The sequence below is a fragment of the Candidatus Pacearchaeota archaeon genome (assembly GCA_038874355.1).
Lineage (GTDB): Archaea > Nanobdellota > Nanobdellia > Pacearchaeales > GW2011-AR1 > JAVZCO01.
In genome coordinates, this window is sequence record JAVZCO010000001.1 from 497,664 (window position 1) to 518,767 (window position 21,104).

Consider the following 21,104-nt stretch of genomic DNA (forward strand, 5'->3'; position numbering starts at 1 on the left):
AAAAATAAATTTTATTTCATTTCTATTTTTATACTTACACTTCTAGGAAAAGAAGTTCTCATTATAGAATGTAAAACTCTTTCATCAGAAGGCAATTCTATTAATCTTTTAAATATTCTCATCTCAAATCTATCAAAAGTAGCAGTTCCATTTCCACATGGACTTTTTCTTGTTGTTATTTTTAATTTTCTTGTAGGCAAAGGTATTGGCCCAGAAATAGGAGTCCCCATTTTATTAGCAATATTTTTTATATTATTACAAATATCATTAAGAGCATCAATATCATAACTACTTAATTTTATTCTTACTTTTGCCATAATTCTTTATGTTAAAGTTAATTTAAAAATCTTACTTTTAATAAAAAATTTATTTTGCTACTTTTTTTACTGCTTGGGCAACAATTTTTACAACATCTCTATCTTTTATAGAAGGTAAAATTTTATTTATCTCTGGTTTAATCATATTTGCTAAAGCTTCTGCTGCTGCTATTTTCATTTTATCTGTTATTTTTTTTGCTCTTACATCAAGAGCGCCTCGAAATACTCCTGGAAATGCTAAAGCATTATTAATTTGATTTGGAAAATCACTTCTTCCAGTAGCTATAATATAAGCACCAGCTTCTTTTGCATCTTTTGGGAAAATTTCTGGAATTGGGTTAGCCATAGCAAAAACAATTGCTTTTTTATTCATTTTTTTTATCATTTCTTTTGTCACTATATTTCCTTTTGATAATCCTATTAAAACATCTCTTCCTTGTATAGCTTCTTTGATTCCACCATCAATATTTTCCTTATTTGAAATTTTTAATAATTCTTTTTTGTATTTATCTAAATCTTTTCTATTTTTACTTATTATTCCTTTGATATCACAAAGAATTATATTTTTTGCCCCATATCTATATAATAATTTTGCTACAGCAGTTCCAGCTGCTCCCGCTCCTATAATTGCTATTTTTATTTCAGAAATTTTTTTATTTACTAATTTTAAAGAATTAATTAATGCTGCTAAAACAACAATAGCAGTTCCATGTTGATCATCATGCATTACAGGAATTCCTATATTTTGTAATCTCTTCTCAATTTCAAAACATTCCGGCGCTTTATAATCTTCTAAATTTATCCCCCCAAAAACAGGAGAGATTTTCTTAATTATCTTAACATTTTCTTCTATATCTTTTGAATCAATGCATATTGGAAAGGCGTCTATTCCTGCAAGCTCTTTGAAAATAGCACATTTTCCTTCCATTACAGGAATTGCTGCAAAAGCTCCTATATCTCCTAATCCTAAAACAGCGGTTCCGTTACTAATAACAGCAACAGAATTACTTTTTATAGTATATTTGTAAACATCATTTTTATTAATATAAATTTTTTTGCATGGTTCTGCTACACCAGGAGTATAAGCAAGAGAAAAATTTTTTTTTGTTTTTAATTTTACTTTTGATTTTATAATTAATTTTCCTCTAAGTTTTTCATGTAATTTAAGAGATTCTTTTTTTATATTCATATTTTAACACATATATAAAAATTTATAAATATATGTTTTGTCTTTTTATTATGGAAAAAGATATTGGAAGAATAAAGAAAAATCAAAATACAGATATTGTTATAAGAATAGATGATTTTGGAGGAAAGAAAGGAATAACAATCAGAGAGTTTAGTTCTAATGAAAGATATACAGGTTTTACAAAATCTGGTACAAGAATACCAGCTGAAAAATTTTTAGAATTTAAAGAAATTATTAATTCTATAGATTCAGATGATTTAAAAGAAGAAGTCAAGGAATAATAATTTTTTCTAAAAAAATTTATAAGTATAAAAATTATTAAAAATAAAATGAAAATTTTAATTACTCTTTTATTTATAATAATATTAACAATTTTTTTAGGAATAACTTTAATAATTTTTATGAAAAAATTAAAAATTTCTAAGAGTATAATAAAAGAATCTTTATTAATACTTATTTTATGTATATTTGGAGAAATTCTTGCAGGAATAATATTAAGCGATATAGAAAAGTTTCTAAATCTATTGCCTGGGGTACTTATTTTAGTTCCGATTGTTTCTGGAACAAGAGGTAGTTTGATGGGAATTTTTTGTTCTAGATTAACAAGTGCTTTACATTTAGGTTCTATTGAGGCAAATTTTAAAAAAGCTTTTTTTTTAAAAGACAATAATTTTAAAGAAAATGTTTTTGGTGTTTTATTTCTTACTATATTAATTGCTATTTTAAGTGGGGCTATGGCACATTACTTATGCATATTATTTAAATTTCCATCAGCCGGATTGTTTAAATTTATATTTATAGTTTTAATAGCAAGTTTTCTTTCAGATTTTACTTTAATAATTACAGGAACAATAATTTCTTTTTTTAGTTTTAGAAAAGGATTTGACCCAGATAATTTATTATTTCCTTTAAATACAACTATAAGCGATATAATTTCTATATTATTTTTAGTTTTATCTGTCAGAATTTTGGTATGATAAAATTTAAATATTTAAATAAATATAATATATAGAAAAATGGAACAAAAAAATGTAAAAGAATTAATAACTAAAATAAAAGATTTATCTGTTTTAGCAGTAGATTTAGCATACTGTTCTGTTTTATTTTCTGATAAAGATTTAGCGAAAGAAGTTTCTTCTATATCAAGAAAAATAGATGATTTAAGAGATAATATTGAAAAATCTACATTAAAAGCTGCTACTTCTGGAGTGAATGAAGAAAAGCTTATTGGAATCTTAAGATTAGCATCTTATTCAGAAAGAATTTCTAATATTGCAGAAGAATTGGCAAAAACTGTTTTAAAAGGTCAAGTACACGAAATAGAAAAAAAGTCCTTAAATGAAGCAGAAGAAAATTTTGTTAGGATAAAAATAAAAAGAATAGATTCTAATAAAAATGTTTCGCAATTTGGAAAAGATAATAAGATTTGGATTGTTACTATAAAAAGAAAGAAAACATGGATACATCATCCTAAAGCAGAAGAGAATTTATTAGCAGGAGATTTAGTTTATGGCGTTAGACAATAGATATTTTATTAATTTATTCTTATCCATCAATTTTTCTTTTCCAATAACCATATCTTTTATTTTAAATTTTTTAGTTTTTATTTCTTCTTCTCCTACAAATATAACATAAGGAATTTTATAATAATTTGCATATTCTAAAGCTTTAGATGGTTTTCCATACATAATGCTGCAATAAATTTTATTTTTTCTTAATTCTTTTAATAAGTTTATAGATTCTTTATCTTGATTTAAACTTATTACTAAAACAAAATTTTCTTTTGTTTCTATTTTTGCTAATTTTGATAATCTTTCTAATCCAAAAGAAATTCCTGTAGATTGAATATTATCTATCATGTATGAACCTCCAGCGATTATTGTTTCTTTCATTTCATTACTTTTTATCTCAAAAACATTACCGTTATAATAAGAAAGACCTCTTGCCAAATTAGGTAAGAAATTAACTTTTACGCCATATAAATTACACCAATCTTTTAATTCTATTATTTCTTTATAAGAAGGATATTTTTCAAAAAAAGATTCTTTTTGTTTAAAAATCTCTAAAATTTTTTCTGCATTATATTTTTTTAATTTTAATCTTACCTCTTCTTCAGTAATTTTGTCTAACTTATCTATTTCTCTTATTACCTCTTCTTTATTTTTTATTTCTTCAGAATCTAAAATTTCATTAAGTAACTTTCTGTTATTTATATAAATAGTTGCCTTTACATTTAATTCATCTAAAATATTTTTTGCTAAAGATAAAATTTCTGCTTCATCTTTAATTGTTGATCCTACAATATCTACATCACATTGTGTAAATTGTCTAAATCTATTGCTTGACGTAGGTTCATCTCTAAAAACTTCCCCAATTTGATATCTTTTAAATGGCAATTTTTTATTTTTATATAATCTTTTTAATTGAAATGTTAGTTCATATCTTAAAGCAAGATTCCTTTTTCCTTTATCTTGCAGTTTAAAAATATCTGATATCACTTCATCATTTTGATTGTTACCTTTAACAAAATCTTCGTACTCTATTATTGGAGTTTCAACTGGAGAAAATCCATACAATTTAAAATTTTTTATTAAAATTTCTTTAACTTTTTCTCTTATTCTTGCTTCTTCTCCATCAATATCCTTAAATCCTTTTACATTTTCCATCTTTATTTTATTCTTTAACATTTATTTTTTAAGGGCGGAAGGAGGGAGTCGAACCCTCTTCTAGCGGGCCACAGCCGCTCGTACTAAACCGTTATACTACATCCGCCATTTCATAATTAATTAAATAAGAAGAATTTAAAAATCTATCAGAATATTAAAATTAATAAATATATTATAATTAATAGTATTTTTAATTTCTAAAACTTATTTTCAGAATGGAAAATTTCATATTTTCTTAAAATATTTTCAACTTCCTTCTTTGATTTTTTCATATTATTTAATCTTTCTTTTTTTGATTTTTTTCCTTTTTCATATTCAATTTTTGCTATTAAATAATCATATTGCTTTTTTGCCAAAGAATAAAAATTCGATATTTTTTCTTTTTTTTCTTGTGGTAAATTACTAATCATTTTATTTAATAATCTATAATGAATTAAGAAATTTTCTGGTATTTTATCTTTTTCTAATTCTTCGAAATCATTATAAAATATTTTTAATATACGCCTTTCTAAATTTACCCCATTTATATAAACATAATCTAAGTTTTTACTTTCCTTTTTCATTTTTCTAAATTTTTTGTTCCTATATGAAAAAATCCTTCATAAATTAAACCAAGATATTCTTTATCATCCAAAAATTCATTGAAATATTCATTATAAATAGGATTTTCCTCAATTAAACTCATTTTATTTTTATTTTTTATAATATTAGAATTTAATCTATTCCTTCTTAAATAATTTTTATCTAATAAACTGTAGTCTATATTTTCGTGTAATTTTAATTCTGTTATCTCTTCTATATTACCAAAATAATTTTTTTGATTTGAGATTAATTTAGAATTAATCTGTTTTAAAGATAACCCTTCTCTTTCAAGGATTTTTTCCCATTTCTGAAAAATTTTCAGTTTTTCTTCTTCCATTTTAAAAAAATTAAAACGATAAAACAAGTTTATAAATATTATTGTTTTTAAATAAACATGAAATTTATATCTTTATGGTTAAGTTTAGTGTGTATAGTTTTTTTTATTTTTCAATTCGTTTTTCCTAATTTTACAAATGCCTTTATTTTAAATCAACAAAGTTTTATTCAACCATATAGATTTGTTATTTCTATTTTTTTACATGGAAATTTTGAACATTTAATTTTTAATTTATTTGCATTAATTATGTTTGGATTGATTCTTGAAAGTCTAATTGGAAGTAAAAAATTTCTTTTTGTTTTTTTTGTTTCTGGGATTTTAACAAATTTAATTACAGTAAATTTTTATAACTCTTCTCTCGGAGCATCTGGAGCAATTTATGGAATATTAGGAACTTTAACTATAATTCGCCCATTAATGACGATATGGGTTTTTTCTTTACCTATGCCAATGTTTTTTGCTGCAATAATTTGGATTATTTTGAGTATTATTGGAATTTTTAATCCTATAGATAATATAGGACATATTGCTCATTTATCTGGAATATTATTTGGATTTATTTTTGGTTTAGTATTTAGATTAAAAAATAATAACAAAAGAAATAAAATAAAAATAGAAAAAATAAATATTCCAGAAGAAGAAATAAGATTATGGGAAGATTATTATTTTAAATAAATATTTAAAAGATTAAAATATATTTTAAATTTTAATAATTTTTAAAAAATCTTTTTTCCATTTTTAAAAATGATTTATGATTATAAAAACTTAGAATTTTTCTTTTATGATAATGTAGAAAAAAACTTTAGAAATTTTAGTTTTTATGAAAAAGATTTAACTTTTTATATAACTAATATGCTTATTAAATTTGTTAAAGAAGAAAAAATTAGTAATTTAAGAAATTTTAAAATAGAAAATCTTATTCTTGCAGAAATGGAAAATATAAATTCTTATAATATTATTAGAAATTGTGCAGATTCTATATTATTTAGTCTCGGATTTTTTTCAGAATATTTTAAAAAAAGAAAATCAATAAGCTTTTATTCTTTTTTAGGAAAAAGATTGTATTACGTTTCTTCTTTACATGAATCTCCATATCAAAAAAGTTTATATTTAATCCATAAAAATTTTGAAGACTGTGTCTTAGGATTAAATATAATTAGAAAAGAATTGAATTTTAAGTGAGAAAAAAGATAATAACTAAAATAATCTTAAGTAAACAAAATAAATTAAAACATTTAGAATTGTTAAAAGTTAGCGAGTCACATTAATATTCTTTCTATATTCAAGCAAAAATAAAATATTATAAATCTTGCGAGCCCGAAGGGCGAGCTTGTGGGGGGAAAACAGTAATATTTATATACAAATGTACATATTTATATTAGTTAGGGGTTGAAATGAAATCAAAAAATATTACATTGAGAGTTAATTCCGATTTGTATGATAAGTATAAAGAGTTTTGCAAAAAGAAGGGTTTATTAATATCTCGTCAAGTTGAGATTATGATGGAAGAGCAGCTTAAAGAGGAGACAAGAAAATGAATAAAGACAATCATGATTCTATTTTTCAAAGAAACATACAGCGAGGAATAGACAAAGGGATTATAAAAGTAGAAAGCGATGGCTCAAAAATAACTTATTTCTGTAAAAAAGATTATTCTACTTCTTTTAAAAATCCAGAAGAAAAAGTAAGGGCTTCTTATTTTTGTGAGCTTGTTTTAGATTATGATTATCCTGCTAAAAATATAGATATTGAAGTTACTGTTCCAAGAAGAACACCTGAGGATAGGGCAGATATTGTCGTTTATGATGAAGAAGGGGCAGAATATCTTGTTATTGAATGTAAAAAAGATGGAATTACAGACGCAGAATTTAAGCAAGCAATTGAGCAAGCGTTTGGAAATGCAAACAGTTTAAGGGCAAAGTTTGCTTCGGTTGTTGCAGGTATTACAAAAACCGCTTTTGATGTTGCAGGTTTTAAGCCAAGTGAAAGAGAGAAAAATGTTATTTCAGATATTCCAAAGAAATATGGAAAAACGCCAAAATACAAATTCATAAAAGGAGAAAAAGGCAAAGAATTAAAAGAAGTTTCCAGAGAGGAACTAATCAGAGCATTAGAGAAATCTCATGATACTGTTTGGCAAGGCGGGAAATTAGCGCCTACAACAGCTTTTGACGAAGTTTCTAAACTCCTTTTTTGTAAACTAAAGGATGAAAAAACAACAAAGAAAGGAGAAGCATATAGTTTTCAAATTGGAACGCATGAATCAGCGGAAGAAATTTTTAATAAGATAAATGCAATTTATCAAAAAGCCAAAAAAGAAGACGCAGAAGTTTTTAAAGAAGATATAAGATTAGAGCCGAAAGTCGTTTATAATGTTGTTGAGCATTTACAGGAATTAGCCATAAATAAGATTGATTTAGACACCAAAGGCGTGGCTTTTGAGAGGTTTATGGAAGATTTCTTTAAAGGAAAAATGGGGCAATTCTTTACACCGAGAGAAATAATAAATTTCTGTGTTGAGATGATGAATCCAACAAGAGAAGATTTAATAATAGACCCTGCTTGCGGCTCAGGTGGTTTCTTGCTTAATGCTCTTGATAAAATACGGAAATTTGCAGAAACAAACTATGATGAGAAAGAAGCATGGGAACATTGGCATAAGTTTGCCATGAATAATCTTTATGGAATTGAGATAAACGACCAAATAGCCCGTGTTTGCAAGATGAACATGATAATTCATGACGATGGACACACAAATATTATATCAACAGATTCGTTAAGAAACATTGATGAAATCACAAAAATACACAAAGGGTTTAAGAAAAACCAGTTTGATATTTTGCTTACTAATCCCCCGTTTGGAGCTGTTGTAAAATCCAGCGAAAAAGATTATCTAGACAAATACGAGTTAGGCAAAGGAAAGAAAAACCAAAAAACAGAAATATTATTTATAGAAAGATGTCTTGATTTCTTAAAACCAAATGGAAAAATGGCAATAGTGTTGCCTGACGGAATTTTAACAAATTCATCATTACAATATGTTAGAGATTTCTTAATGGAAAAATCACAAATATTAGCAGTTGTTTCACTTCCTCAGTTTGCATTTACTCATTTCGGAGCAGGAGTAAAATCCTCTCTTGTATTTGTGAGAAAGAAAAAAGAAAATGAAAAATTAGGAAATTATCCTATCTTCATGGCAATAGCTGAACATATTGGTTATGACGCAACAGGCAGAAAAGACCCAATTAATGATTTAGATAAAATCTTAGAAGAATACAGAAAGTTTGAGAAAAATCCAAAAGGGTATAAAGGAGGATAGAATGACGCAATTAGAACAAATAAATCAATTATCTATAATTGGCTTAACATTCATTTTAGCAATATCTTCTGTATTTGATTTTTTATATAATTATTTTGAAAAAAATATTATATTATTAATTTTTTATATCCTTCTTACTGGAATAGGTATACTCGTTATAATATTTTTTTTCAACAAAAAAATGAAAGGTGTAATTAAAAATGAAAAATAAAAAAGGACAAATAGGAGATTGGGAAGAAATAATCAAATTTATATTAGTTTTTCCCATTTTATTAGTTTTATTAGGAGCAATTTTAGGAGTTATCTCACAAATAGGCAAACAAAATTGCCCTGCTTGTGATTGTTCTCAATATCAAAATACCATAAATAATTTGTCTGAGCAATTAGAAATTTGTAATAATCAAACTGTAGAAGTTCCTGTAGAAAAGATTTTAGAAGTCGAAAAACCAATTTACAAAGATTCACCCATTTCTATAACTTTGGTATCTATATCTTTCATATTATCAATATTCTTAACTATAAAACTTTTCAAAATTAAAGTAAAACTTCCTAAAGAAATAGAAGAAAAAATAAAACATTATGATAAATGGATAATCAGATTCAAATGGCTTTCTTTAATTGTAAGTATCTTAATATTACTTAAACTGATAATAATCTTATGGAGTTTGTTATAAGATGGAATGCTTTACAGTAATGAGCAATGAAATCGAGGGAAGATTGGACCCTTTTTATTATAAGCCGGAGTTTAGAGAACTAAAAAGAATTTTGTTATCTAAAAAAATAGAAAAATTAGGTGATATTGCAAGTTTTCAATATGGACTTAATGAAACTGCTAAAGAGAAAGGAGATATTTTCTATATTCGAATAACTGATATTGATGAAGAAGGTTTACTAAAAAAAGACGAAATTGCATATTTAAATTATAAACCAGAATATTCGAATTATAAATTAACTAAAGGAGACATTTTAATAGCAAGAATTGGTGCTACATTTGGCAAATCTTTTTATTTTAACGAAAATTTGGAAGCCGTTTTTGCGGGATATCTCATTAGAATTAAATTAAAAGATAAAAAAGTAAATCCAAAATTTTTATTTTATTTTTTTCAAACAAAATATTTCAAAAATCAAGCTAAGATGTTAGTTAAAGGAGGAGCACAGCCACAATTTAATGCAAATACCATAAAAGATTTATTGATTCCAATTTTATCATTAGAAACTCAAAACCGTATCGTTGCTTTAATGGACAAAGCTTATCAATCTAAAAAATCCAAGGAAGCGGAAGCCCAAAAACTTCTTGATTCAATCAATGATTATGTTCTTGATGAGCTTGGTATAAAGATGCCTGAATTAAAGGATAAAATGGTTTATGTTGTGAATAGTGATGATGTAAAAGGCAAAAGGATAGATGCTTATTATTATCAGCCAAAGTTTGAGGAAGTTGAGAAAGCGATAAAGAGGGGGAAGTATGAGGTTAGAGAATTGAAAGAGTTTATTACAAAAATACATTATGGCGCATCTGTAAAAAATGAATATGTTAATGAAGGCATTCCATTATTAAGAATAATGAATTTGAAACCTAATAAATTTGATTTAAAAGATATTGTCAAACTTCCAGAAACAATGAAAAAAGATTTAGGAAATGCGTTTGTAAAAGAAGGTGACTTGTTGATTTCAAGAAGTGGAACTGTTGGTATGGTTTCAGTTGTGCCAAAAGAAGCAGAAGGTTTTGCTTTTGGCTCATTTATGATTAAGTTTTGCTTAAATGATAAAATAAATAAAAATTATATTTCTGCATGGCTCAATACAAAATTACAAAAACTACTTACCGAAAGAGAAAAAATAGGAGCAATTCAAGGAAACATTACTATTGAAACTATTGAGAATTTCAAAATCCCCCTCCCACCTCTTTCTATTCAGAACAAAATCGCTGATGAAGTAAAAAGAAGAATTCAGAAAGCAGAACAATTACAGAAAGAAGCTAAAGAAGAATTAGAAAAAGCAAAGCAGGAAGTTGAAAAGATTATTTTAGGTTAGGTTTTCTTTCGTCCCCCCTTCTTTGTTTTTCATTCTCATTAAAATTGTCTCCTTTTTATTCGTGCCACTAAAATTTAATTTCACTTAACATATGCAATTATTCGCAAGATTTTCCATCTTAATCGTTGTTACACGCCATAAACAAAGTGAAAGCCCGCGGGGCGTGGCAAATTACGAAGTAATTTTGAGTTCATAGTTCGGTCTAAGGCCTACCCCCTCTAAATTATTTTTAGTTTTGTATTTTTTAACCCTTTCTATTCCTCGCTCATCAGCTCACACCACTCGCAAATCTCGCCTTGTTCGTCTTTGTGTTTTAACGGGCATTTTCCGTTTAATAATCTAATTGCCTTTTCCCATGTTTTTTTAGCATTATCAATATCAACTTTCATCTTGACTAATTGAGTATCAAATATTACTTCTCCTGTTTCTGCAACTTCTTTTGGAACATAAAATAACAAAAAAGCAAAATCTTCTGTTTCATAACCGATTTCTCTTAAAAGAAAATTGTAAATATCTATCTGCAATTGATAATGTTTTGCTGTTTCATCTTTTAATGGAAATCCTCTTGTCTTATAGTCAAGAACAATTATTTTGTTATTTTTCTTATTAACAAGTAAATTATCAATTCCTCCATGTAATATATTTCCATCTTCATCTTCTATCCATAATCCTTTGCGAGAATTTCTCCATTCTCTCAATAAATCTTCATCATCAAATAATTTATAATTACAACATTCTTTTTCTCTTTTTAATTCAGGAGGCAATATTCCTTTTTCCATGAACTTGTCAAAATGTATTTTTAATATAGAATCCATGCCTGATGGAAGAGAGGAAAAAATTGCCAATGGCCTTTGCTTTCCATGAAAATGAAGCCAGAAGCATCTAGGACATTCTTGCATTAAGTTCAAAACAGATGGTGATAATTTGAATGGCATAGTTTTATTATTTATTATTAGAATTATGCCCCCTCCGGGATTCGAACCCGGGTCAGAGCCTCGAAAGGGCTCTATCCTTGGCCTCTAGACGAAAGGGGCATAAAAAGAATAGAAAAATTTTATTTTTAAATTTATCTTAAATGATTAATTAAATAAATTTTTATAAACTTTTATCATTTTTATGCTGTCTTCAAAAGGTAAAGGAGATTCATTTATTATTGTTATATTTTTATGTTTTGGCAAATTTTTTAATAATTCTTTTATTCCATTTTCTTGTGTTATTTTATGGTTTTTTTCTCCTTTTTCTCCATATTCAATTCCAGAAAAATGACAATGCCATTCTTTTTGTGGGAACAATTCTTCTATTCTTTTATAATCTATTTTTTTGTCTCTTGCAAGAATATGAGCAAAATCCAAGCAAAAAGAACATTTTGTTTCTTTAACTAATAATGATATTTCTTCTAATGAACCAAAAACATTTATTTTTCCTGTGGTTTCTGGTGCTAATTTTATTTTATATTTATTTTTTTCTATGATGTTTTGTAATTTTATAATTTCTTTTTTTATATTCTCGTAAGTTGTTTTTTTATCATCTTTACCATAAAATCCTGGGTGAAAAACAACTAATTTTGCTCCTAAATATGATCCTATTTTACAGCATTCTAAAATTCTATTTTTGCTTTCTTCTATCTTTTTTTTATCATTACTATTAAGATTTATCCAATAAGGAGCATGTATAGTTAATTTTATATTAAACTTTTTTGCAGCTTTTCCTATTTCAATAGCATCTTCTTCCTTTTTTATATAAACACCGTATGTAAAAGCAATTTCACATGCTTTTATTCCTGCTTTATTATATTCTTCTAGATTAGAAATAGCTTCTTTTACACTTCCTAAACCTGCTGGACCGAATCTTATTTCCATTTATTCTTCTTTTATTTTTTTTCTATAAATTTTGTTAAAGGAGATATTTTTCTTAAACTTCTTATTACTTTTTCTAGAATTTTTAATGTATAATCAATTTCTTCTTTTTTTGTGTATTTGCTTATACTAAATCGAATAGCACTAGCAATTTCTTCTTCGCTGCAGTTTATTGCTTTTAAAACATGGCTTGGTTTAAGAGTATTAGAAGAACAAGCAGAGCCTGTAGAAACATAAATATTGTAAAGATTTAAAGAACTTACAATACTTTCTCCTTCAACACCTAAAAAAGATATGTTTATGTTATTACATAATCTATTTTTTCCTCTAGGCCCATTTAATTTTGTATTAGGAATATTTTTTTCTATTTGTTCAATAAAATAATCTCTCAATTTTGACATTCTTTCTATGTCTTTTTTTGTTATGATTTGTGATGCTTTTGCAAAACCAACTATAGAAGCAATATTTTCTGTGCTACTTCTTAAATTTTTTTCTTGACCTCCTCCATGAAGAAGAGGTGTAATTCTAATTCCATCTTTTACATATAAAGCACCTACTCCTTTAGGTCCATGAATTTTATGAGAATTTAAAGTAACTAAATCAAGGTTTTGTTTTTTAACATCAATTAAAACTTTAGTATAACTTTGGCATGCATCTGTATGAAAAAAAATATTATATTTTTTACATATTTTTCCTAACTCTTCTATATTTTGTATTGTTCCTATTTCATTATTTCCGTGAATACATGAAAATAATAAAGTTTCTTTTGTTATTGCTTTTTCTAAGTCTAATGGATTAACAAAACCTTCTTTATCTACATCTAAATAACTAATATTATAATTAAAATTTTCTTCTAACCATTTACAAACATTTAAAATAGATGAATGTTCTATTTTCGTTGTTATTATGTGTTTTTTATCAGGATAAGAAAAAGCTAATCCTTTTATTGCAAAATTATTTGATTCTGTTCCGCCAGAAGTAAAAATTATTTCAGAAGATTTTGCGTTTATGGATTTTGCTATAATTTCTCTTGCATCTTCTAAAGTTTTTTTTACTTCTTCTCCTTTTTTGTGTAAAGAAGAAGCATTTCCATATTTTTCTTTTAAATAAGGTATCATTTCTTCTAAAACTTCTTTTGCTACTTTAGTAGTTGCGGCATTATCTAAATAAATTTCTTTTTTTGACATTTTCCTCTTTTTTATTTTTTAAAGATAAATTTATTTTTTTCTATCTCCATAAAATCTTATAACCACACATTTTCCTTGATTTAATTTTTTAATAGCATTTTCAGTTGTATCTTTAATATCACTAACTACAACATAATATTTTGCCTTTTTTCTAAAATCCTTGCAATATTTTAATCCCATAAAACAACAATGTTCAAAACTTGTACCTGCTCCACCACCTAAAAACTTATATTTATTCTCCTCTGCTTCTTTGAGAGTAATTCTTTTTAAATGAGCAAATGTTTTTGATAAGTCTTCTTCTCTTGCAATTCCTATTCCAACACCTTTTAATTTTAATTTTTTCTTTTTCATTTTTATCTTTTTAATAAACTTATTTCAATTATTATGAAAGCTGAATTTTCTATTTTTCTATTCTTATTGCTTGAACAGGACAAGAATTTGCTGCTTCTTCTTCGCAAGTTATTTTTTTTGGTTGTTTTTTTATTGTGCTTTTTCCATTTTTTATTTTAAAAGTTATTGGGCATATTGCTTCACAGGCACCACATCCAATACATTTTTTAGAATCTATTTTTATTGTTACCATAATTTTATTAATTTTTTTATATTTTTAAATTATTCTAAAATTTTTATATTAAAAAGCAGTAGAATGGAAAAATTTATAAATTAAAAATTTATCTTTTGATTATGCTATGGATATTTTGGGTTTTAATTGTATTAGTTGTTTTAGTAATAATCATGTTTATTTCTTATTATAATAGATTTGCTATACTTGTTAACAGAATAGAAAACTCTGCTGCTCAAATAGATGTGCAGCTTAAAAAAAGAGCAGATTTAGTACCTAATCTTATAGAAACTGTGAAAGGATATGCAAAACATGAAAAAGAAGTTATTTCAGAAGTAACAAATGCTAGAAAAGCTTTGCTTTCTGCAAAATCTTTAAACGACAAAGTAAAAGCAGGAAATCAATTACAAGAAGCATTAAAAAGCATTATTGCAATAGGAGAACAATACCCTCAATTAAGAGCAAGTGAGAATTTTAAATCACTACAAGAAGAGCTTTCAAGTATAGAAAACAAAATAGCATATGCAAGACAATTTTATAATGATTCTATTTTAGAATATGACAACTTAAGAAGCACTTTTCCTGGAAATTTCTTTGCTAATCTATATGGAAGAAAAGAACTTCCTTATTTAAAAATAGAGGAAGAAGAAAGAAAACCTGTTAAGGTTAAATTTTAAAAGAAATATTCTTTTTTTATAAATACACTAAATCCAAATAATTTATTATTTATCATTAAATAATTGTTGAATAAATATTATTTTATTATAAATTTCTTAATTATCAAAAACAAAATGTCTTTTATTCCAAGTTTTGATTAAGAATATTTTTTATTGTTACATCTAAAATTAAAATAATTTTATTATATTTAAACTATTTTATTTCAATTATTTAACTCAAATATTTTATTCCGTTTTTATAACCCATACACTCCCAAAAGGATTTTTCTTGATTAACTGGTATAACTCCTTTATTTATTCCTAACAATCTAGCAAAATCTTCTACAATAGAAACAAGTTTTTTTCCATGACCTTTTTTTCTATATTTTTTATCTATAACCAAATTAAGAATTTCATATCTATCTGCATAATAAAAATTTGCTCTTAACCACAAAGGGTTATCTTCTGATGTCTTTAATTGTAAAGCATATTGATTTAGAAGTTTTATACTTATATTATAATCTTTTAATTTTCTTTTAATATCTTTTACTTCATTTTCTATTTTTTTCATTATATAGAATATTTTTAGAATAAGTTTATAAATCTTTTTTATTTTATTATAATATAAATTTTATATAATATAAAGATGGCAAAAATATTAAATTTTTTATTAGGAATAGCAATCGCTGTATCTATATTTATATTAATTTTAGTAAGCATACAATTATTTTATCCTCAGCCGCAATATGAAGATTTTTGTGATAAAAGTGTTTTTAATAATATTATTGATATAGAGAGATGTAATGAAAGCATAAGTGTAAAAGAATGTAAAGAATTTTTATCTAATAAAGAATATATAGAAAAGATAGATTTATGCTATAAGGAATATGACAAAGAAATTAAAAGATATAATAATAATTTTTTTATTATTGTAATTATTTTAGTTTTATTATTATTAACTATTTCTTACTTTTTGTTAAACTTTCTAATTATAAGTTCTGGAATTATTGCAGCGAGTATTTTGCTTATTATTAATGCTTTTTCAAGAGGGTTTAATTATCTAAGTAATACAACCAAGTTTATTTTTTCTTTTTTATTAACAATAGTTATAATATATCTTTCTTTAAAATTAAATAAAAAATCTTCAAATAAAAAATCAAAGAAATATAAAAAGTAATAAAATGGTTTTTAATCTAACAAAAAAAATAAAAACGATTTTTTTCTCTTTGATTTTTATATTTATTTTTTTTCTTGCTTTTTTTTACTATAAACATTTATTTTTTAATCCATACTTTTTTATTCCTTTGATTATCTTTTTCTTTCTTTTAATTTACATTTTTTTCTTCTATTACAGAAATATTTTATTTGGTCCGGCAGTTTTATTCGAAAAAGATAATAATATTAAAATAGGATTATGGCCTAATAATAAAAAAGTGGCTTTTGTTTTTACTATAGATGATATTAATGCTACAACAGAAATTTCTGATTTAAGGAAAATTATTAATCTTCTAGATAAGTACAATGTTAAATCAACACTTTTCATTGTTCCTTTTTATTCTAACACATATAAAATAAAAAAAGAAAGTTTGTTATCTCTTTATTTAAAAAAACAAGAAAAAAGAGGTAACGAAATAGCACAACACGGTTTAACTCATGTATCAAGAAGAAAGTCCTTATTAATAAAAAATAATTTTAAAGAATTTTTAGATTATCCATATTCACAACAAAGAAAGAAAATAATATTGGGATTAGATATTTTAAATAATGCTAATTTTAAAATAGATGGTTTTAGAGCTCCTGCTTTTGGTATTGATAAAAAAACTCTTAAAATTTTAGACGAAGAAAAATTTTTATATGATTCTAGCATTAGAATATCTCCTTGGATATTAATGAATAATAAAAGAGTAGCAGAATCTTTGTTTTATCCTTTTCATATTAATGAATTATCTTTACTTGAAATTATTACTAATGGAGATTTTTTTTGGGAAACAAAAGTTCCTGTATTTGAAAGAAATAGATACAAGATATTGGTAAAAAGATTTAATGAATATTATGATAAAGAAGGGGCTTTTATACTTTTAAGCCATATTCAAAAAATAATGAAAGAAAAAAATTTTAATTTGCTTGAAAAATTTTTACAATATCAGAAAGATAAAGAGGTTTGGAGAACAACATTAAGAGAAATAGCTATGTGGTGGTTAATAAGAGAGGATATTTATGCAGAAACTTCTATAAAAAACAAAACTTTAAAAATAAAATTAGAAACTTCTTTTGATAAAGAAAAAATTAAAGGTTTAACAATAGATATTTTAAATAACAATGTGGAAGAATATGAAATATATCTTAATAATGCTTTGATAAAAAAAGGAAGTGTAGATTTAAATAATAGAAAAATTATAATATGATTAAATTTAAAAATTTATAATTTTTATTTTTAAAATGAAAAATAAAGTAAAGCATATAGATTTCCGTGATCAAATATCAAGAAATAAAAGAAATTCTATATTATTGCTTTTATTTGTTTTTTTAATATTAATTTTTTTAGGATACCTTATAGGAAAGATAATTAAAGCTGATTTTTTTATATTCATGACTATATTTTCCTTATTTTCTATATTTTACATTTGGCTTACTTACTATTTTTCTGCGCAAATTTCCTTATGGAGTGTAAATGCAAAAGAAGCTTCAAGAGAAAAATATAAATATCTTTATAATATGGTAGAGGGTTTAACTTTAGCTTCTGGTTTGCCAATGCCTAAAGTTTATATTATGGAACAACAAGCAATAAATGCTTTTGCAACAGGAAGAAATCCTAAGAATGCTGTTGTTTGCGTTACAACAGGGGCATTAGAAAAATTAAATAAAGATGAATTAGAAGGAGTTATAGCACATGAATTAAGTCATATAAAAAATTATGATATAAGGTTTGTTACAATTGTTGCTGTTGTAGTTGGATTAATAGAGATATTAGCACAGATGTTTATAAGAAGTTTGTTTTATTCTTCTCATTATAGAAACAGAAATGAAAGGGGGAATATCATTTTTTTTATTATAGGGATAATTTTAGCTATTCTCGCTCCAATCATAGTTAAATTAGTTCAGCTTGCTATTTCAAGAAGAAGAGAATACATGGCAGATGCAGGAGCAGTAGAAATAACAAGATATCCGGATGGATTAGCAAATGCCTTGAAAAAGATAAAAAATGATTCAAAACCTTTAAATGTAAATAAAGCTGTTGCTCCAATGTTTATTTCTGATCCTGCAAAACAAAGAATAATAAATCTATTTCAAACACACCCGCCAATAGATGAAAGAATAAGAATTCTAGAATCAATGTAAAGATAATTTAAGACAATGAAAATAAACCCAAATTATATTTATTTTATTTATAACTAAAAAGTAAAATGAAAGAAAGTTTTTATAAATTTTTAAAATTAAAACTTTAATTTTTTTATTCATTCAAACTCTTCCTCTTAATTAAATCTTTTAAATCTTTAAAACTTTCTATTACAAAAGAAGGATTATTCCTTAACAATTCTTTTTTATTATTCCAAGAGATATTATGAACTATTACTATGCTTATACAACCTATTTTTTTTGCTAATCTTATATCTCTTATAGTATCTCCTATATATACAACTTCATCTTTATTTAATTTATTATTTTTTATATATTCTTTTATAAATTCTTCCTTATTTTCAAATTTATCACCACCATAAATTTCTTTAAAATAATTTATTTTTTTACTTTTAATGCAAGAAAGAACGTTTTTTGTTGTTGTATTAGAAATTATTATCTTTTTAACTTTAATTTTTTTTAAATAATTTATGCTTTTAGCTAAATTCACTTTTTTTATTTTATAAAAAACTTCTTTATGGATTTGTTTTTTTATTTTTTCTTTGTTTTTTATTTTTAGTTTTTTTAATATTTCTTCAACCTTTATTCCTAAAAATTTAGTATGAAAATCTTTTTTTGAAAAAGAAATTCCTTCTTTTTTTAAGTATTTTTTTATTGTATTATACCATAAATTTTTTGTATTTGCAAGAGTTCCATCAAAATCAAATATTAAAAGTTTTATTTTCATTTTCATATTTTATAACTTTTAAATTTTTATTTGAGAAGAATTCTTGTATTTATTAATCTTATGAATTAAATGAATATAATATCTTTTCTATACCGATTTTTAAGGAAAAAAGAATTTTGATTTTTCTAAATAAATTAAAATTTATTTCTTCTTAGGAAATCTTGAATAAATTTCTCATTACTTTCTCTTACTAAAGATTTTTCTAAAGAATATGCTATTATTCCTTCTACATTTATTTTTTCTGCTTTTATTATTGACATTAACTTTTTGTATATCTCTTCTGACAATAAAATTAAATTATTTTTGTTTAAAGAAATATCTGACAATTTTTTTGATAGTGATAAAGTGTTTCCAATAGGCAAGAATTTCAATTTCTCTTCTTTTCTTAGAATCATTTTTCCTGTATGAATAGCTATTCCTACATTAATTTTTTCCTTAAATTTTTTGTTATGTTCTTTTATTAAAGAATAAATTTTTTCTGCTGTTTTTATTGCAATTTTCTCATTTTCAAATGTTCTTGTATTTAAGAAAGAATAAATTCCTATTATATAATTGTTATTCTGATATATAGAACCTTTACTTTCTTTTATAGAATTAACTATTGTTTCTATTACATCTTTATTACTTATTAAATATTTTTGTAAATTCTCAAATTTTAATGATAGAACAGAAACATTTTCCTCTTTTCCTTTTAATTCTACTTCATACTGGGCATTAACAGAGTGAATTTTTATGAAGTTTTTATCTATATGTTCTGGAAAGTTTTTTGTATTTCTTTTTGAAATTTCATTTTTTTCTTCCTTAATCAAAGATGGTCTTATTTTTTCTATTCCGTATTTCTCTTCGTTTATTTTACTACCATAAGATAATTTATTTTTTTTAAAGATAACAAATAGTAAAGCAATTATTAAAGCTATTAAGAATATCCAAACAAAAATATAACTTTTCCAATCATATAAATATTCTTTTATTTCTTCTATATTTATAGCAGCTCCTGTTAAAGGAACATTATTAACAATAAAATTTTCATATGCATCTTCTATAACTATGTTATACTCTCCATCTGGTGCTTCTAATTTATACTCTTTTGATTCATCTATATCTAAAAAAACATCAATAACTTCAGTATAATTCCCTATTGTTACTTTTAAAGATTCATTGTAGGGAATATTTCCTATATTTGTTATTTTTAAAACGCTATTTTCTAAATTAAACCTTGCTCTTTCTAATTCTTTTATTGTTATTATTTTTTCTTTTGTTAAATTAAAGGATTTTGCCTTTATCTTCCATTTTCCTGGGATATCATTATAATGAACAGCAATATAATTTTTTTCTCCTAATAAAACTTCCTTGCTATATTTCAAATTATTATAAGAATCATAAATTTCTATATTTGTTTTTCCTTCAACTAGGTCTAATGCTTGATCTAAAACAATAGAATATAAACTTATTTCTTCATTAGGTAAATAACTATCTTTATCTGTAACAATTTCTAAACTTGTTGGAACTTGATTTATAGTTATTATTATTTGTTCTTCACCTTCATTTTCTACAATATCATTTTCTTTTTGATATGCATAAATATTTATTTTATAATTTCCTGATTTTATGTCATTCGGTATGTTTATTATTGAAGAAAACTTGTTGTTTATTGTTTGTGTTTCTTTTTTTGTTCCCTCAAAATAAATTTCTATATTTAAAGAAGCAGTTTTTCCATTTAAAGGTAGGGCAGTTCCTTCTATTTTTAAATTACTTCCTGGATTTATTTGCGTTTCTTTTATGTTTAATGTTATGTTTATTTCATCTGTTAATATAAAGGTATTAGATTCTTTCTTTTCATTTCCATAACTTGCTAAAAACTTACAATTTCCTTTTAAATCATCAAGAAAATATTTTGAAAAAAGCATAGAATAAGTTATTTTTTCCTCTCCTTTTTTTATCCACAAAGAAGGAATCTGCATTAAATTTTTATCTCCGTTTTCACAAACTAAATCTAAAGAAAATGGTTTTTGTTGTTTGGAAGAATCTTTTATTATTATTGAAATGTCTTCGCTATCTAAAAAATTATAAATGCTTTTTTTTGGTTCTGATATGGTTATTTCTGCTTTTATTAAATGTATAGATAGCAAAATAATAAAAAATATAGAGATAAGATAAAATTTGTTTTTTTTCATAAGGTAGTATAGAATTGAAAGTTTTTAAAGATTTTTCTTTGTTATGCTATCCAAAAAGATTAGATTTTATTGAATAATAATAAAATTTATATACGTAATAACTTTATAAATATTAAAAGAAGGTAAAGTTATTAAATAACT

26 protein-coding genes and 2 tRNA genes are annotated in these 21,104 nt (G+C 24.3%); 13 read left to right on the forward strand and 15 right to left on the reverse strand.

Annotation, left to right across the window (positions count from 1 at the left end):
• Positions 1-11 precede the first annotated feature (11 nt).
• Both rpsJ and QW117_03000 read right to left on the reverse strand, forming a co-directional pair.
• Positions 12-317 (reverse strand): 30S ribosomal protein S10, encoded by a 306-nt coding sequence (gene rpsJ / locus QW117_02995; GenBank protein ID MEM3405910.1) that lies wholly within the window; start codon positions 315-317, stop codon positions 12-14.
• A gap of 49 nt (positions 318-366) precedes the next feature.
• Positions 367-1,506: an NADP-dependent malic enzyme gene (locus QW117_03000; protein MEM3405911.1), complete on the reverse strand. Its 1,140-nt coding sequence runs from the start codon at positions 1,504-1,506 to the stop codon at positions 367-369.
• A gap of 50 nt (positions 1,507-1,556) precedes the next feature.
• On the opposite strand from QW117_03000, the gene QW117_03005 reads away from it, so the two are divergent.
• Genes QW117_03005 through QW117_03015 form a run of 3 tightly spaced genes read left to right on the forward strand, consistent with a single transcriptional unit; the run spans position 1,557 to position 3,032 of the window.
• Positions 1,557-1,787: a hypothetical protein gene (locus QW117_03005; protein MEM3405912.1), complete on the forward strand. Its 231-nt coding sequence runs from the start codon at positions 1,557-1,559 to the stop codon at positions 1,785-1,787.
• Between the two features lie 48 nt (positions 1,788-1,835).
• Positions 1,836-2,483, forward strand: a complete 648-nt coding sequence (locus QW117_03010; protein ID MEM3405913.1) for a magnesium transporter — start codon at positions 1,836-1,838, stop codon at positions 2,481-2,483.
• Positions 2,484-2,522: 39 nt separating this feature from the next.
• Entirely contained in the window at positions 2,523-3,032 is a 510-nt protein-coding gene (locus QW117_03015; GenBank protein MEM3405914.1) for a PhoU domain-containing protein, read from the forward strand.
• Here QW117_03015 and QW117_03020 read toward each other — a convergent pair.
• The 4 genes from QW117_03020 to QW117_03035 all read right to left on the reverse strand — a co-directional run bounded on the left by QW117_03020 (position 3,009) and on the right by QW117_03035 (position 5,091).
• Positions 3,009-4,172, reverse strand: a complete 1,164-nt coding sequence (locus QW117_03020; GenBank protein MEM3405915.1) for an ATP phosphoribosyltransferase regulatory subunit — start codon at positions 4,170-4,172, stop codon at positions 3,009-3,011. The genes QW117_03015 and QW117_03020 overlap by 24 nt on opposite strands.
• A 33-nt stretch (positions 4,173-4,205) precedes the next feature.
• Positions 4,206-4,278 (reverse strand) — tRNA-His (locus QW117_03025).
• A gap of 91 nt (positions 4,279-4,369) precedes the next feature.
• On the reverse strand, positions 4,370-4,735 hold the full coding sequence (locus QW117_03030) for a hypothetical protein (protein MEM3405916.1): 366 nt from the start codon (positions 4,733-4,735) through the stop codon (positions 4,370-4,372).
• Positions 4,732-5,091 (reverse strand): hypothetical protein, encoded by a 360-nt coding sequence (locus QW117_03035; protein ID MEM3405917.1) that lies wholly within the window; start codon positions 5,089-5,091, stop codon positions 4,732-4,734. Before QW117_03035 ends, QW117_03030 begins: the two co-directional genes overlap by 4 nt.
• 57 nt (positions 5,092-5,148) lie before the next feature.
• Here QW117_03035 and QW117_03040 point away from each other — a divergent pair, with 57 nt between their 5' ends.
• The 6 genes from QW117_03040 to QW117_03065 all read left to right on the forward strand — a co-directional run bounded on the left by QW117_03040 (position 5,149) and on the right by QW117_03065 (position 10,444).
• Complete coding sequence (locus QW117_03040; protein MEM3405918.1) at positions 5,149-5,766, forward strand: rhomboid family intramembrane serine protease; 618 nt, start codon at positions 5,149-5,151, stop codon at positions 5,764-5,766.
• A 69-nt stretch (positions 5,767-5,835) separates the two neighbouring features.
• A complete protein-coding gene (locus tag QW117_03045) occupies positions 5,836-6,273 on the forward strand; it encodes a hypothetical protein (protein ID MEM3405919.1) in 438 nt (145 codons plus the stop codon).
• A gap of 352 nt (positions 6,274-6,625) precedes the next feature.
• Complete coding sequence (locus tag QW117_03050) at positions 6,626-8,410, forward strand: restriction endonuclease subunit M (GenBank protein ID MEM3405920.1); 1,785 nt, start codon at positions 6,626-6,628, stop codon at positions 8,408-8,410.
• Between the two features lies 1 nt (position 8,411).
• The gene (locus QW117_03055) at positions 8,412-8,621 is read left to right on the forward strand and encodes a hypothetical protein (GenBank protein ID MEM3405921.1); all 210 of its coding nucleotides are present in this window, start codon (positions 8,412-8,414) and stop codon (positions 8,619-8,621) included.
• The gene (locus tag QW117_03060) at positions 8,611-9,084 is read left to right on the forward strand and encodes a hypothetical protein (GenBank protein ID MEM3405922.1); all 474 of its coding nucleotides are present in this window, start codon (positions 8,611-8,613) and stop codon (positions 9,082-9,084) included. Before QW117_03055 ends, QW117_03060 begins: the two co-directional genes overlap by 11 nt.
• Position 9,085: 1 nt before the next feature.
• Positions 9,086-10,444, forward strand: a complete 1,359-nt coding sequence (locus tag QW117_03065) for a restriction endonuclease subunit S (protein MEM3405923.1) — start codon at positions 9,086-9,088, stop codon at positions 10,442-10,444.
• 254 nt (positions 10,445-10,698) lie between these two features.
• Here QW117_03065 and QW117_03070 read toward each other — a convergent pair whose 3' ends face one another.
• The 6 genes from QW117_03070 to QW117_03095 form a co-directional block, all read right to left on the reverse strand.
• Positions 10,699-11,379: a PD-(D/E)XK nuclease family protein gene (locus tag QW117_03070; protein ID MEM3405924.1), complete on the reverse strand. Its 681-nt coding sequence runs from the start codon at positions 11,377-11,379 to the stop codon at positions 10,699-10,701.
• Positions 11,380-11,405: 26 nt separating this feature from the next.
• Positions 11,406-11,478 (reverse strand) — tRNA-Glu (locus QW117_03075).
• 45 nt (positions 11,479-11,523) lie between these two features.
• Positions 11,524-12,303, reverse strand: coding sequence for a TIM barrel protein (locus QW117_03080; protein MEM3405925.1), 780 nt, complete (start codon positions 12,301-12,303; stop codon positions 11,524-11,526).
• Between the two features lie 11 nt (positions 12,304-12,314).
• Positions 12,315-13,487, reverse strand: a complete 1,173-nt coding sequence (locus QW117_03085; protein ID MEM3405926.1) for a cysteine desulfurase family protein — start codon at positions 13,485-13,487, stop codon at positions 12,315-12,317.
• A gap of 30 nt (positions 13,488-13,517) precedes the next feature.
• Positions 13,518-13,838 carry a hypothetical protein gene (locus tag QW117_03090; protein ID MEM3405927.1) on the reverse strand — a complete coding sequence of 107 codons (321 nt, stop codon included), beginning with the start codon at positions 13,836-13,838 and terminating at the stop codon, positions 13,518-13,520.
• Between the two features lie 49 nt (positions 13,839-13,887).
• Positions 13,888-14,070: a ferredoxin gene (locus QW117_03095; GenBank protein MEM3405928.1), complete on the reverse strand. Its 183-nt coding sequence runs from the start codon at positions 14,068-14,070 to the stop codon at positions 13,888-13,890.
• Positions 14,071-14,171: 101 nt separating this feature from the next.
• Here QW117_03095 and QW117_03100 point away from each other — a divergent pair, with 101 nt between their 5' ends.
• The gene (locus QW117_03100; GenBank protein MEM3405929.1) at positions 14,172-14,726 is read left to right on the forward strand and encodes a LemA family protein; all 555 of its coding nucleotides are present in this window, start codon (positions 14,172-14,174) and stop codon (positions 14,724-14,726) included.
• 211 nt (positions 14,727-14,937) lie between these two features.
• On the opposite strand, the gene QW117_03105 is transcribed toward QW117_03100, so the two are convergent.
• Entirely contained in the window at positions 14,938-15,276 is a 339-nt protein-coding gene (locus QW117_03105; GenBank protein ID MEM3405930.1) for a GNAT family N-acetyltransferase, read from the reverse strand.
• A gap of 75 nt (positions 15,277-15,351) precedes the next feature.
• Here QW117_03105 and QW117_03110 point away from each other — a divergent pair, with 75 nt between their 5' ends.
• The 3 genes from QW117_03110 to QW117_03120 are packed head-to-tail and all read left to right on the forward strand — an operon-like array spanning position 15,352 to position 18,044.
• Positions 15,352-15,882 carry a hypothetical protein gene (locus tag QW117_03110; protein ID MEM3405931.1) on the forward strand — a complete coding sequence of 177 codons (531 nt, stop codon included), beginning with the start codon at positions 15,352-15,354 and terminating at the stop codon, positions 15,880-15,882.
• A gap of 4 nt (positions 15,883-15,886) precedes the next feature.
• A complete protein-coding gene (locus QW117_03115) occupies positions 15,887-17,110 on the forward strand; it encodes a DUF2334 domain-containing protein (protein ID MEM3405932.1) in 1,224 nt (407 codons plus the stop codon).
• Between the two features lie 34 nt (positions 17,111-17,144).
• The gene (locus QW117_03120) at positions 17,145-18,044 is read left to right on the forward strand and encodes a M48 family metallopeptidase (GenBank protein MEM3405933.1); all 900 of its coding nucleotides are present in this window, start codon (positions 17,145-17,147) and stop codon (positions 18,042-18,044) included.
• A gap of 112 nt (positions 18,045-18,156) precedes the next feature.
• Here the strand turns inward: QW117_03120 and QW117_03125 are convergent, their stop codons facing one another.
• Positions 18,157-18,789, reverse strand: coding sequence for an HAD-IA family hydrolase (locus tag QW117_03125; GenBank protein ID MEM3405934.1), 633 nt, complete (start codon positions 18,787-18,789; stop codon positions 18,157-18,159).
• Between the two features lie 134 nt (positions 18,790-18,923).
• On the reverse strand, positions 18,924-20,963 hold the full coding sequence (locus tag QW117_03130) for a hypothetical protein (protein MEM3405935.1): 2,040 nt from the start codon (positions 20,961-20,963) through the stop codon (positions 18,924-18,926).
• Positions 20,964-21,104: the final 141 nt, after the last annotated feature.